At 59.0% G+C, this 13,778-nt stretch carries 9 protein-coding genes; all 9 read left to right on the top strand.

Annotated features, from left to right (window positions below; all coding sequences use genetic code 11):
- The first annotated feature begins 2 nt into the window (after positions 1-2).
- Positions 3-830: a phosphonate ABC transporter, permease protein PhnE gene (phnE, locus tag FHK95_RS11265; protein WP_150304728.1), complete on the top strand. Its 828-nt coding sequence runs from the start codon at positions 3-5 to the stop codon at positions 828-830.
- A gap of 8 nt (positions 831-838) precedes the next feature.
- Positions 839-1,849 (top strand): phosphonate dehydrogenase, encoded by a 1,011-nt coding sequence (locus FHK95_RS11260; protein WP_150304727.1) that lies wholly within the window; start codon positions 839-841, stop codon positions 1,847-1,849.
- Entirely contained in the window at positions 1,843-2,718 is an 876-nt protein-coding gene (locus FHK95_RS11255) for a LysR family transcriptional regulator (protein ID WP_150304726.1), read from the top strand. The genes FHK95_RS11260 and FHK95_RS11255 overlap by 7 nt, the downstream gene beginning before the upstream one ends.
- A 495-nt stretch (positions 2,719-3,213) precedes the next feature.
- Positions 3,214-5,712 carry a type I restriction-modification system subunit M gene (locus tag FHK95_RS11250; protein ID WP_150304725.1) on the top strand — a complete coding sequence of 833 codons (2,499 nt, stop codon included), beginning with the start codon at positions 3,214-3,216 and terminating at the stop codon, positions 5,710-5,712.
- Positions 5,705-7,033, top strand: coding sequence for a restriction endonuclease subunit S (locus FHK95_RS20030; RefSeq protein WP_178114765.1), 1,329 nt, complete (start codon positions 5,705-5,707; stop codon positions 7,031-7,033). The genes FHK95_RS11250 and FHK95_RS20030 overlap by 8 nt, the downstream gene beginning before the upstream one ends.
- Position 7,034: 1 nt before the next feature.
- The gene (locus FHK95_RS11235) at positions 7,035-8,687 is read left to right on the top strand and encodes an ATP-binding protein (protein WP_150304724.1); all 1,653 of its coding nucleotides are present in this window, start codon (positions 7,035-7,037) and stop codon (positions 8,685-8,687) included.
- A gap of 95 nt (positions 8,688-8,782) precedes the next feature.
- The gene (locus FHK95_RS11230; RefSeq protein WP_150304723.1) at positions 8,783-12,109 is read left to right on the top strand and encodes a type I restriction endonuclease subunit R; all 3,327 of its coding nucleotides are present in this window, start codon (positions 8,783-8,785) and stop codon (positions 12,107-12,109) included.
- On the top strand, positions 12,106-12,807 hold the full coding sequence (locus FHK95_RS11225; protein WP_150304722.1) for a M48 family metallopeptidase: 702 nt from the start codon (positions 12,106-12,108) through the stop codon (positions 12,805-12,807). Before FHK95_RS11230 ends, FHK95_RS11225 begins: the two co-directional genes overlap by 4 nt.
- Before the next feature lie 325 nt (positions 12,808-13,132).
- Positions 13,133-13,778 (top strand): DUF4145 domain-containing protein (locus tag FHK95_RS11220; protein ID WP_150304721.1); only part of this gene is annotated, 646 nt, incomplete at its 3' end.

Here is a 13,778-nt window from a genome sequence, read left to right as displayed (position 1 = left end):
AGATGTCTACTCACTATGATGTGCAGGCGCTACCTGCTGAGCAAAGGGAGCGAATACTGCGCGGTTTCGGCCTCAATTGGTGGCGCCAGTTGGGGCAGGTGGCAATCCTCTGCGGGGTAGTTGTGCTGGCCTGTTGGTACGTTGGGCTGCTTGACGCAACGACACTGCTGAACGGCCTTCCTTCCATCGCGACTCTGGCAGGGGAGGCCATGCCGCCGGACTTCTCGGGCTATCGCAGCTGGATCAGCCCGTTGATCGATACGTTGGCAATGAGCATCGCCGGCACGGCTATCGCGGTGGTGTTCTCGTTACTGATTGCGTTCATCGCGGCGCGCAATACGTCGCCGCATCCCCTCGTCTTCGGCATAGCAAGGGTGTTGCTGAATGCGTTGCGGTCGGTGCCGGAGCTGATCATGGGCATCATCTTCGTAGCGGCGGTGGGATTTGGTGCCTTGCCGGGCGTGCTAGCGCTGGGGCTGCATTCGATCGGTATGGTCGGCAAGTTCTTTGCCGAGGCCATCGAGCATGTCGATGAAGCGCCGGTGGAAGCCGCTCGCGCGGCGGGGGCCACATCGTTGCAGGTACTGCTGCACGCAGTACTGCCGCAGGTGACGCCGCAGTTTGCCGACGTAGCCATCTACCGCTGGGAATACAACTTCCGTGCCTCCACCGTGATGGGCATGGTGGGTGCCGGTGGTATCGGCTTCGAACTCATGGGCTCATTGCGCATCATGCAGTATCAGGAAGTAGCAGCAATTCTGCTGGTCATCCTGGCCATGGTCACTCTAGTGGACGCCTTCAGCGGCGTTCTGCGCAAACGCTTCAAATAGGACATATCATGCTGCCGAAACTAGTTATAACTCACCGCGTACACGATGAAATCCTGCAGCTGCTGGCGCCTCACTGCGAGCTGATCACCAATCAGACCGATCTTACGCTGCCGCCAGAGGAAATTCGCAAGCGCTGCCGTGATGCACAGGCGATGATGGCATTCATGCCCGACCGGGTTGATGCCGAATTCCTCCACACCTGTCCTGACTTGCGCGTGGTCGGCTGTGCGCTGAAGGGGTTCGACAACTTCGATGTGAATGCCTGTACTGCCCGCGGAGTCTGGCTGACCTTTGTGCCCGACCTGCTGACCGTCCCCACCGCTGAGCTGGCGATTGGCCTCGCGGTCGGTCTGGGGCGCCATTTGCGGGAGGCGGATGCGTTCGTGCGTTCCGGCGCTTTTCAGGGCTGGCAACCGCAGTTCTACGGCACTGGGCTCAACGGTGCGACAGTGGGTATAGTCGGCATGGGTGCCATCGGCCTGGCCATGGCGGAGCGCCTACAGGGCTGGGGAGCGACGATCCAGTATTACGAGACGAAAACTGTGGATGCAGAAGTCGAGCAACGGCTCGGCCTACGCAAAGTGGCGTATGACGAGCTCTTCGCCAGTTCGGATTTTATCTTGCTGGCGCTTCCGCTGAACCCTGAAACCGAACATGTGGTAAACGCGGAGATGCTTGGCAGCGTGCGCCCCGGCACCTTGCTGATCAATCCCTGTCGAGGGTCGGTAGTGGATGAAAGCGCGGTGCTTGATGCGCTTGAGCGAGGCCAGCTCGGCGGCTATGCGGCAGATGTATTTGAGATGGAAGATTGGGCGCGTGCAGACCGGCCTCGACGCATCGATCCTGCTCTGTTGCAGCATCCCAAGACCCTGTTCACACCACATATAGGGTCGGCGGTGCATCGCGTGCGATTGGAGATCGAACGTTGTGCTGCGCAAAATATCATCCAGGCGCTGGCAGGCGAGCTACCGGTTAACGCTGCGAATCGTTTACCTCAGGCCGAGCCTGCTCCATGTTGAATCCGGTATGGCTAAAAAGCCTGGTGGCGATCGTTCAAACCGGCAGCTTTCAAAGCGCGGCCCGGATGTTGGGACTCGCCCAGCCGACGGTGTCGCAACACTTACAGAAGCTCGAAGAGCAGGTTGGCGTTACGTTGGTACACCGCAGCCGAAGCGGCTGCCAGCCCACCACGCGCGCTTTGGCTTTCATGCGCCACGCCACTGCTCTGCTGGACATGCACGACCGAGCATTGGACGCGCTGCACGGCAGACGCCAGCGCGTTGGGGCCAGCTCCAACATCGGCACCTATCTGCTGCAGCCTTTTCTACGCAGCTATTTGGGGACGGGGGCCGAAGGGGGAGAGGTGGACTTGCGCATCGCAGCCAACCCCGACGTAGCCGACCAACTTCTGGCGGGGCAGCTGGACGCCGCGGTGATGGAATGGTGGATACCGCATCCTGACTTCGAGCAGCGCCAATGGAGGGTCGAGCCGCTGGTGTTAATCGTAGGTCCGGATGACCCGCTTGCCGGTGCTGAGTCTATCGAACGAGCCAGGTTGGTCGAGTTGCCCATGCTCGGAGGCGAACCGGGTAGCGGAACCGGTCGGCTCTTGACCGAATACTTCGGTGAGCTGGGCGTGCCCCGCAGCGGGATGCAACTAGGCAGCACCGAAGCAGTCAAGCAGGCAGTCAGGGCGGGTCTGGGCGTTTCGCTGGTATTGGCCTCGGCAGTGTGTGACGAAGTTCGGAGCGGTACCCTCGTCGCGCTGCCTATTCCGGGGCTGGAAAAGCACTTGCAGCTGATCTGGCGGAAACCACCGCGCAACTTGCCCCCGCCGGGCTTTGTTGTTCATTTGCTCGAGACGGAGGCTGCAGTTGAGGACGTTTGATTCATTGACGGGAGACGATTGGCTATTAAGTTGTTTGTCCAACAACGGCCTGCCGTAACTATCTAGTCGCCGGCCGGTCCCTTGCTGTTCGGCTGTGTTATGGCAAGCCCCACAGTGTGTCGATTACTGTTCTGGTCTTCTCGACGTGAATGTGAGCGCTTAGCGGCCCCAGCAATACTGTCTACTTTGGATGGATTCTGAGTCGGTCTCAGAAAAGTCAGCTTGTGGTTGGTTGCAACCAGGGAATTATTTTTCTTCGATTCGGTTACAGCTTCTCGATGGGCTTGGAGCACAATGAGAACAGTATAACCGGCACCCCGATGCGCATACTGGGTCTCCGCACTGCTCCACGCCGGTCCCCCCACCCACGGCGTGTGCAATCCCTCCGCTGAATCCGCAGCCTATCGAGCATCCTGTCCGTGAATGTGGGGTAGAATCGACGGCATTTACGCCATCAGGACAGGCCCCCGCGATGGGTGCCCATAGGGATTCGCAATGCCTCTCACGCTGCAACAACTGGAACGCCACCTGTTCAAGGCCGCCGATATTCTGCGCGGCAAAATGGACGCCTCGGAATTCAAGGAATACATCTTCGGGATGCTGTTTCTGAAGCGCTGTTCCGATGTGTTCGAGGAACGCTACGAGCAGGTGGTTGCTGATGAGATGAAGGCCGGCAAGAGCCAGGCCGATGCTTTCCTGACAGCGGAAAACCCACGCTGGTACAAGCGCGACGGCAGTTTCTGGGTGCCCGGCCAGTCGCGCTTCAGGCACTTGGTTAATGAAGCGCATATTAATGTCGGCGATCTGCTGAACAAGGCCTTGGGCGGAATCGAGGAAAATAATGCCGCCCTGGAAGGGGTGCTCGAGCATATCGATTTCACCCGCAAGGTTGGTCAGAGCAAGATCTCCGACCAGAAGCTGCGCCAGCTCATCACCCACTTCGGCGATGTGCGCCTGCGCAACAGTGATTTCGAATTCCCCGACCTGCTCGGTGCGGCCTACGAGTACCTGATTGCCGAGTTCGCCGACTCTGCCGGTAAAAAAGGCGGAGAGTTCTATACGCCGCGCTCGGTGGTGCGGCTGATGGTTAATCTACTCAAGCCGACCCTGGCCCACGACGTGTACGACCCGTGCTGCGGCTCGGGGGGCATGCTGATTGCCGCCAAGGAATATATCGACGAACACGGCGAAGACGGCCGCAAGGCTAACCTGTTCGGCCAGGAATTCAACGGTACTGTCTGGTCCATTGCGCAGATGAACATGCTGCTGCATGGCATCAGCAATGCCTGGCTGGAGAACGAAGATACCCTGGCCGATCCCCGGCATATCGAAGGCGGTGAGCTGCGCCGTTTCGACCGCATCCTTACTAATCCACCGTTTTCCCTCAACTGGGGGCATACCGAGAAAAGTCCCGATGGCAGCCTGGCCTGGGCTCCGTCCTTTCGTGAAGAGCGTTTCCGTTTCGGCGAGGTGCCGCTGGGCTCGAAGAAGGCTGATCTGATGTTCCTTCAGCACATGCTCGCCGTATGCCACGACGAGGGCATGGTTGCCACCGTACTGCCGCATGGTGTGCTGTTCCGTGGCGGTGAGGAAAAGGGCATCCGTGCAGGCATCATCGAGGAAGACCTGCTCGAAGCGGTCATCGGCCTGCCGGCCAACCTGTTCTATGGCACTGGCATTCCCGCCTGCATCTTGATCCTGCGCCAGCAGAAACAGGACGGTGCCAACCGCGTCAGCAGCAAGTCGGCCGCGCGCCAGGGCAAGGTGCTGTTCATCAACGCCGACCGTGAATACTTCGAGGGTCGGGCGCAGAACTTCCTGCTGCCCGAACACATCGAGAAGATCTCCACTGCATTCGACGAATTCCGCCAGATCGACGGCCTCAGCGACGTGGTGGACATCGCTACCCTGCGCGACAACGATTACAACCTGAACATCCGCCGTTATGTGGACAACGCACCGCCCCCCGAGCCCCACGATGTGCGTGCACACCTGCTCGGCGGTGTGCCCAAGGCTGAAGTGCAGGCCAAGGCCGTTCTATTCAATGCCCACGGTCTCGATCCGCAAGACCTCTTCGTGGAGCGCGATGCGCAGTATTTCGACTTCCGCAATGAGCTGACCTGCCGCGCCGACCTCAAGCCAGCCATTGAAGGCAATGCTGGTCTGCAGAGCAAGGAGGCCTCGATTCGTGACGCGTTCGAGACATGGTGGAGCGAGCACAGCCCGCGGATCACCGCCCTGGCCGGGCGGGTGGACGACAGCGCCGCGCTGGTTGATCTGCGCGCCGAGCTGCTGGCCAGCTTCAGCTCGACGCTGGAACGCATAGGTCTGCTCGATCCCTTCCAGGTGCGCGGTATCGTTGCCGGCTTCTGGTACCAGAGTAAATATGACTTCCTCGGCCTGATGGCACGCGGCAGTCGGGGCGTGATGGACGCCTGGCGCACCAGCATCGTTACCGCCATGGAAGACAAGGTCAGCAAGCACAGCCCGCTGGAACACAAACTGGTCAAGTTCCTGCTCGATGATTTCGTTGGCACGCTGGCCGAGCTGGAAGCGAAGAAAGCCGAACTGGAGAGCCAGATTAAGGCGGCCACCCCAGCCAAACGCGGAGATGGCGACGACGCCGACAGCGAGGCGGAAGTCGGCGACGACGAGGAAAACGCAGTAGACGAGGCCCAGCTCAAGGAATGGAAAGCCGAACTGGCCAAGGTGAAGAAGCAGCTCAAGACCAGCAAGGAAGATTTTGCCAGCCACCTGAACAAGGCCGTCGATGCATTGGACGAGCCCCAGGCCGCCGAGCTGTTGCTGACCATCCTACACAACGATATGCAGGCCATCGTCGAGCATTATGTTGCTGCCCAGCGCAAGCAAGTAGTCGCCTCCTTCGAGAACTGGTGGGACAAGTACCGGATGACGCTGAACGAGATTGAGCACAAACGCGATGCGGCGGCGGTGGCGTTGCAGGGGTTTTTGAAGGGTTTGGGGTATGTCTGAGGTGCGATTTCCCATAAAGCCGCTGTCTGATCTGGTGACAGCAATCAGAGACGGCACGCACGGCACGCATCGTCGAGTAACCGAAGGTGTCCCTCTTCTTAGTGCGAAGAACATCACGGCCAATGGCGAGATCGCAATTGATGAGACTGATGACCTGATTTCTGAAGCCGAATATCAGGATTTGACTCGTTCGTTTCAGCTGGAACCGAACGACCTCTTACTCACAATTGTTGGCTCACTCGGTCGAAGGGCAATCTACTCTGGTCAACGAGTCACGTTTCAGCGCAGTGTGGCCTATATCCGCCCTCAGCAGCGGAAGATCGGTAGCCGGTTTCTCTTCCACTGGATGGGGCATCCATGGTTTTCTGCAGAGCTTGCTCGCAGAAGCAATGCAACCGCCCAAGCTGGTTTGTACCTAGGTGAGCTCGCGAAGGTTTCAGTGCCAGTTCCAGATGTGCCTGAGCAGAGTAAAATCGCCCAAATCCTCGACACCCTCGACACCGCCATCCGCGAAACCGAGGCGCTGATCAGCAAGCTCAAATCCGTCAAGCAGGGCCTGCTGCACGACCTGCTGACCCGCGGCATCGACGCCAACGGCCAACTGCGCCCGCCGCAGAGCGAAGCGCCGCAGTTCTACAAGGAGTCGCCGCTGGGGTGGATTCCGAGGGAGTGGGATGCGCTGCCACTCGATACTGTTGCGGTGCGCGGCAGCGGCCACACGCCAAGTAAGAATGTCTCTTCGTACTGGAATGGCGGCATCAAATGGGTTTCCCTGGCCGACTCGCACCGTCTCGACAAGATCTATATCTACGAGACAGACAAAGAAATCAGCGAGCTTGGCATCGCCAACTCATCGGCTGTTCTTCATCCCGGGGGGACTGTCATCCTGTCCCGCGATGCAGGAATCGGGAAAAGTGCAATCCTCGGCTGTGAAATGGCAGTTAGCCAACACTTCATGGCATGGCGCTGCGGGGAAGGGTTGAACAACCTTTTCCTGTACTTCTACCTACAGCGAGAAAAGCCTAAGTTCGAAGCAATTGCGATGGGAAGCACGATCAAAACCATCGGACTGCCATTCTTCAAGGGTTATAAGATTGCAGCTCCTTCACGCCAGGAGCAAGACCGGGCGGCCTCCATTCTGATGGAAGCTGAGCTGAGTTTGGCCGCGCATGATGCAGAGCTGGAAAAGCTACGTCAGCAAAAATCCGGCTTAATGGACGACCTGCTAACCGGCCGCGTCCGCGTCACTCTGCTGTTGGAGTCTTTGCAGCAAGCCTCTACACCAATCGTCCAACAGCCTGCTGCACAAACGGAAGCCTGATATGACCCAGCGCCTGCCGCCCCGCGAAACCCTCACCGTCGAGTTCAAGAGCGACCGCAAGAAGCTGTCCGATACCGATCTGATCGAAGCGCTGATCTGTCTGGCCAATGCAGAAGGCGGCGAGCTGTGGCTGGGCGTTGAGGACGACGGCACGGCCACCGGCCTGCATGCCGAACATCGTATGCTGAGTGGGCTAGCCGGTATGGTAGCGGCGCGGACTTCGCCGTCGTTGTCGGTGCAGGCCGAGGCGGTTGAGGTGAACGGGGTGACCGTGGCGTGTATTCAGGTACCCAAAGCGCATAGCGAAGTAGCGACCACCAGTGGTGTTTACCTGCGCCGCCGCGTGAAGCACGACGGCACGCCCGAATGCGTGGCCATGCTGCCCCACGAGCGGTCCAGCCGGGCCTCCAGCTTTGGCCTGATCGACGTGTCGGCTCAGCCGGTGGCCGGCGCCACTCTGGCAGACCTTGACCCGTTGGAGCGCGAGCGCCTGCGCCAGGCTGTGCAACAGTTTGGCGGTGACCGTGTGTTGCTGGAACTCGACGACGAAGCCCTCGACGGCGCGCTGATGCTTACCGTGCGCCATCCGGATGGTTCACGTGTACCAACGCTTACCGGCCTGCTGCTGGTTGGCCGGGAAACCTCGCTACGCCAGCTAGTACCCACCCACGAATTCGCTTTCCAGGTGCTGGCCCAGCAGGCGGTGCGCTTTAACGAGTTCCGCCGCTTCCCGTTGCTCAAGGCCTTAGACTGGCTCGAAACCAACTTCCGCCCCTATAACCCGGAGGAAGAACTACAAGTCGGCCTGTTCCGCGTGCCAGTGCCCAAGGTCGATATGGGCGCTTACCGCGAAGCGGTGGCCAACGCGCTGATCCACCGTGACTATCACCGTCTCGGCGCGGTGCACGTGCGCCTTGAGGACGAGGCGCTGGTGGTTAGCAACCCCGGAGGACTGGTGGATGGCGTGACCCTGGCCAACTTGCTGGTCACCGAGCCGCGCCCGCGCAACCCTGCGCTGGCGGACGCCATGAAACGCATCGGTGTGGTCGAGCGCTCCGGGCGTGGTGTGGACAAGATCTTCCGCGGCATGCTCAAGTTTGGCCGGCCCGCACCGGATTATGGCTACACCACCGCGCAAAGTGTGGTGCTGCGCCTGCCCACCGCCGAGGCGGACATGGAGTTCCGGCGCCTGGTGGTCGAGCATGAACGGGCGACCAACGCTGAACTGCCTATCGACAGCCTGATTGCGCTGGCGGCGCTGCGCTCGACCAAGCGGGTGACTGCCGATGAGCTGGCCGGTCAGATACAGCGCGATACTGCGAGTGCCAAGCGCACCCTGGAAGCCCTGACTGAAGCCGGGCTGGTGGAAGCGCACGGCTCAACACGGGCGCGTAGTTATACGCTGTCGGCCAGTTTGTATCAGGCTTCGGGTGACAAGGCTGCTTACACCCGTCAGGCTGGCTTTACGCCGATTCAACATGAGCAGATGGTGCTGAGCTACGTGCAACAGCATGGACAGATCAAGCGAGCCGAGGTGATGGACCTGTGCCGGCTCTCACCTGATCAGGCGGCAAAATTGCTTACACGAATGAAAGATAAAGGCGCGTTGATACAGCAAGGCGAGAGACGCTGGGCGGTCTATACGCTCAGCTGAAGATTCTATGAGCCGCTATGAGCCGCTATGAGCCTGTATGAGCCCATACACGCCTGAATTGGATGTAAATCCGACCGGATTAAAGGAGTAAACCTGTGGGATGGGAATTGGAAGATGTCGAAAAGCCCTTTGTAACGCAGCTGCAAGCGCTGGGTTGGGCACATACCGAAGGGAGCCTGGACATTCCGGCCGTAACCGGTCGAAGCAGCTTTGCCGAGGTCATTCAGAGCGATGTGTTGCGCGCACAATTACGCGCTATCAATCTACGCGATGGCCAGCCCTGGCTGGATGATGAGCGCATCGCCGAAGCGCTGGCGGCTATTACCCGCTTGGGTGCAGCGAAGCTCATGGAAGCCAACCAGAAAGCCACCGAGCTATTGCTCAAAGGCATCACCGTCGATGGCCTTCCCGGTTGGGATGGCGGACGGGGGCAGACCATTCAGTTCATCGATTGGGATGCGCCAGCCAATAACCACTTCAGCGTGATCAATCAGTATCGGGTGGATTGCCCGGCCGGGTTCGACAGTGGCAAGAAATTCATCGTCCCGGATCTGGTGTTGCTGGTGAACGGTATCCCGCTGGTAGTGGTCGAGTGCAAGAGCCCGTCCATTCCCGAGCCGCTAGCCGAGGCGGTAGACCAGTTGCGTCGCTACAGCAACCAGCGCAAGGCGGCCTTTGAGGTCGAAGAAAACGAGGGTAACGAGGCGCTGTTCGCCAGCGTGCAGCTATTGATTGCCAGCAGCTACGACGAGGCCCGAGTTGGCTGTATTGGTGCCGGCTTTGCGCATTTCAACCAGTGGAAGACGGTGGTTGGCCCGGATGGCAGCGGCAGCGAGCAATCCGTCGCTGCGGCGCTGGGCATGTCAAAGCTCTCCCAGCAGGAGCGCCTGGTGGCGGGAATGTTGGCGCCTGCGCATCTACTCGATCTGATCCGCCATTTCATGCTCTACATGCAGGTAGGCGGGCAGACCATCAAGACGGTCTGCCGCTATCAGCAATACCGTGCGGTAAACCATTCGATCGCACGCCTCAAGCGCGGGCAGACCCGCGCGCAACACGGCGAGAGCGATCAGCGGGGCGGCATCGTCTGGCACACCCAAGGCTCGGGTAAGAGTCTGACCATGGTGTTTCTGGTGCGCAAGATGCGCACCGACGAGCAACTGCGGCGTTTCAAGGTAATCGTGGTCACCGACCGCAAGGACCTGCAGAACCAGTTGGCCGCCACGGCGACCTTGAGCGGCGAGCCTCCGGAAATAGCCGCCAATATCGAAGGCGTGAAGGCGTTGGCCCGCCGCAAAGGGCCGGGACTGGTGTTTGCGACCATCCAGAAGTACCGCAATCCAGAGCAGGACGAAGAGGGCACGATCGCCGAATCAACGGCAACCGCCGCTCCACCCAAGGCGGCGGAACCGCGCGTAACCTACCAGGCGAGCAAGCTCTTCGAGGTACTCAACAACGACGAGAGCATTCTGGTGATGGTGGATGAGGCGCACCGCACCCAGGCCGGCGACCTGCACGCCAATCTGCTGGCTGGCTTGCCCAATTGCGCACGTATTGGCTTTACCGGCACGCCGATCATCATGGGCGAGAAGAAGCGCACCCATGAGATCTTTGGCGCCTTTATCGACAAGTACACCATCAAGGAAGCCGAGGCCGACGGCGCGACGGTGCCGGTGCTCTATGAGGGACGGACGGCCCAAGGTGCGATAAAAGACGGCGCCAGTCTGGACGAGTTATTCGAGGATCTGTTTCGCGACCACAGCCAGGAAGAGCTGGAGCTGATCAAGACGAAGTACGCCACCAAGGGGCATATCTTCGACGCACCGGCGCTGATTGCCGAGAAGGCGCGCGATATCCTTCGCCATTACGTCACCAATATTTTGCCCAACGGGTACAAGGCGCAGGTGGTGGCTTACAGTCGGATCGCGGCGATTCGCTATTTCCACGCGCTGCAGGTTGCTCGTGACGAATTGCTGGCCGAAGCCAACGCCTTGTCAGTAACAGACAAGGGGCTCGACGACGAAGCCCTGTGCCAGCGCTTGCCGAAAGTGCAGGCGCGGGTCCAGGCCTGGCGCTACCGCGACACGCTGAGCAAGCTGGAATTTGCGCCGATCATTTCCGGGGCCAATAACGATCCATCCGAGTGGAAGGCCTGGACCGATGGCACCAAGCATGAGCAGCTGATTAAGCGCTTCAAAAAGCCCCTGTACCATGAGCAGCCGAGCAAGGCTGACCCGCTGGCCTTTCTGATCGTCAAATCCATGTTGTTGACCGGTTTCGATGCGCCCATCGAGGGGGTGATGTATCTGGACCGGCCGATCAAGGAGGCCGAATTACTGCAGGCCATCGCGCGGGTCAACCGGACGGGTTTTGGCAAGCGCTGCGGCCTGGTTGTCGATTACTACGGGGTCGCCAACCATCTGCGCGAGGCGCTGGCCGCTTATGCCGATGAGGATATCGAAGGCGCGCTGAGCAGCATCAAGGACGAGGTACCGGTGCTGCGTGATCGTCACTTACGTGTGGTGGACGTGTTGCGCCGCCAAGGTGTCGAGTCGCTGGAGGATGCCGAGGCCTGCATTGTGGCGCTCGCTTCGGAGAAAGTACGCGCTGAATTTGCAGTGAAACTCAAAGCCTTTCTCAACTCCCTGGATACCGTTCTGCCACGCCCCGAGGGGTTGCCCTTCGTAAAGGATGCCAAGCGCCTGGCCTACATTCATGCCCGTGCGCGCGGCCTCTATAAAGACCTGCCGCAACTGGGCAAGGATGTTGGGGCCAAGGTGCGCAAGCTGATCGACGATCACGTTATCTCGCTGGGCATCGACCCGAAGATCCCGCCGATCCAGCTTACTGATGCGGATTTTGAGAATCAGCTGGCACGCAACGTCAACGACCGCGCAAAAGCCTCGGAAATGGAACACGCCATTCGCTCGCATGTGCGCAAGCATGCCGATGAAGACCCAGTGCTGTTTCGCAAGTTGTCCGAACGCTTGAATGAATTGCTCAAGTCGCTGGGCGATCAGTGGGATCAACTGGTCGTGCAGATGCAGAAAATCATCGACGAACTACGTAGCGGTCAGTTGAGCGACGACGACACTCCGTTGGATTTGCCCGAGCACTACGCGCCTTTCCTACGCAGTCTCTTGGACGTGGTGTGCGCCGATGCGACCCCGCAGCCCAGTGAATTGCTGCGCTTGAAGGACGTGACAGTTGAACTGGTTGATCTGTTAGTGGATGAGTTGCAAAGCCACCGCGATATCTGGAGTCCACGCAAGCGTTCAGCCCAGGAAGAGCTGGCCGGACAGCTCTTTGATCATCTGATGCGCTTGCGGCCACCGCTGGTGGATACCGATACGGCGGGTTTGCTGGCTGACCGGTTGATCGATCAGGCAAGGGCCAGCCACGAGAGGTTGATGACGGTGTGAGCAAAATGACGCTGACAGTGGACGGTCTGCACCTGACGGTTCGGCGCAGCACTCGACGCAAGACGATGCAGATCACTGTCGAGCGCGATGGCAGCTTGATTCTGTCGACCCCGCCTGAGGTAGAGGAGGGAACGCTGCGGCAGTTTGTGCAAGAAAAGAGCTTCTGGATTTACTCGCGGCTCGCCGAGAAGGAGCGCCTGCAGCGTGCTATCCCGACCAAGGAGTATGTGGATGGCGAAGGCTTCCTCTATCTCGGCCGCAGCTACCGCCTCAAGCTAGTCGATGAACAGGATATTCCACTGAAACTGATAGCCGGTCGCTTCCGTCTGCTTCGCAGCGAAGTGGGGGCGGCGCGTGAGCATTTCATTCGCTGGTATAGCGAGCATGCGCGGAACTGGCTAGCGGTGCGCGTCAAAAATTATCAGGCGCGCATGGGCGTCGCGCCCGGCGGGGTGCGGGTGCAGGATCTGGGTTACCGTTGGGGATCATGCGGTAAAGGCGCGCAGCTGTACTTCCATTGGAAGACCATTCTGCTGCCCAAGCACATCGCCGAGTATGTGGTGGTGCATGAGATGACGCACTTGCACGAGCCGCATCACACGCCGGAGTTCTGGCGCCGATTAGAGCGCGCCATGCCCGACTATGCGCAACGCAAGTCATGGTTAGCCGAGCATGGAATTGAAGTAGAAGGCGTTTGACCTGCCCTGCCGGTTTGGCAACATTGGGCATGAGCTCCAAGATGGTTTCGTGAGGGAGCTTGAGCTTGCCAATCAAGGGAGAGCGAATAGTCGGGAAACAAAAATCGCACAACCTACCAAGGCAGAGAAAACGACGGCCTGTCCTCCGAAATTAGCCAACCACCCCTGTCTGTCCTCGGCTAGCCTGGCGAGGGTGGGGGAAGCTATCGAGCCACGACTGCGTTAGCTATCAGGTTGCCTTGCTATCTGATGCGGCTTATCTTTTCTCTGACGCTCCCTCCGAATCGGCAGCTAGCTCCGGGCCTCAGCAGGTAAGGAATTTGAAGTGAACAAAAATAACCTCATATCGGTCTTCACGAATGCATCGGTAAATAAATATTCGTGTCCTTACTGCGGTAATGGCGAACTCCGTTTAGATGGGAGTATAAATTCAAGAGAAACTATTGCCTCGCAGGCTGAGCACGATGAAGAGTACTGGGACCTAACATTTGTCCGGCTTGTTTTTAGTTGTAGTTTGAAATGCTCATCATGCGACGAACTCGTATTTGTCGTCGGGGACGGGTGGGTCGAAGAGGAGTACTACGAGCGCCCGGATGGTGAGGTGGATAGGAACTATTTAGAGTATTATCGCCCCTCGTATTTTCATCCTGCGCTACAGTTGCTTGATTTTCCTGATGCTTGTCCGGAAGAGGTCATAGCACCTTTGAGGACGGCATTTGCGCTTTATTTTTCAAGTCCAGCGGTGTGCTGCAACAGCATTAGGGCAGCAGCCGAGGAGATTTTGAGTGCACTACAGGTTCCTTTGCGACGGCAGTCGGGAAACGGCTACGTACCTTTTGCTAAGAGGATTGAAATGCTCGCGGAGGATAAGCAGAGCGTCAGGATGCTTTTTGACGCGGTCCGCTGGCTCGGGAATCACGGAAGTCATTCAGGCGCGCAGGTCCAGTCTGAATCACACCGGGTTTCGTGGA

The sequence above is a fragment of the Pseudomonas saliphila genome, from assembly GCF_008638345.1.
Classification (GTDB): domain Bacteria; phylum Pseudomonadota; class Gammaproteobacteria; order Pseudomonadales; family Pseudomonadaceae; genus Halopseudomonas; species Halopseudomonas saliphila.
The sequence above is the reverse complement of the archived record's forward strand: the minus strand, read 5'-3'. Positions and strand labels throughout refer to the sequence as shown.

Excerpts from the sequence above, each read along its gene's own strand:
- phnE (WP_150304728.1), top strand. The coding sequence starts at position 3 with ATGTCTACTCACTATGATGTGCAGGCGCTACCTGCTGAGCAAAGGGAG.
- FHK95_RS11260 (WP_150304727.1), top strand. The coding sequence starts at position 839 with ATGCTGCCGAAACTAGTTATAACTCACCGCGTACACGATGAAATCCTG.
- FHK95_RS11255 (WP_150304726.1), top strand. The coding sequence starts at position 1,843 with ATGTTGAATCCGGTATGGCTAAAAAGCCTGGTGGCGATCGTTCAAACC.
- FHK95_RS11250 (WP_150304725.1), top strand. The coding sequence starts at position 3,214 with ATGCCTCTCACGCTGCAACAACTGGAACGCCACCTGTTCAAGGCCGCC.
- FHK95_RS20030 (WP_178114765.1), top strand. The coding sequence starts at position 5,705 with ATGTCTGAGGTGCGATTTCCCATAAAGCCGCTGTCTGATCTGGTGACA.
- FHK95_RS11235 (WP_150304724.1), top strand. The coding sequence starts at position 7,035 with ATGACCCAGCGCCTGCCGCCCCGCGAAACCCTCACCGTCGAGTTCAAG.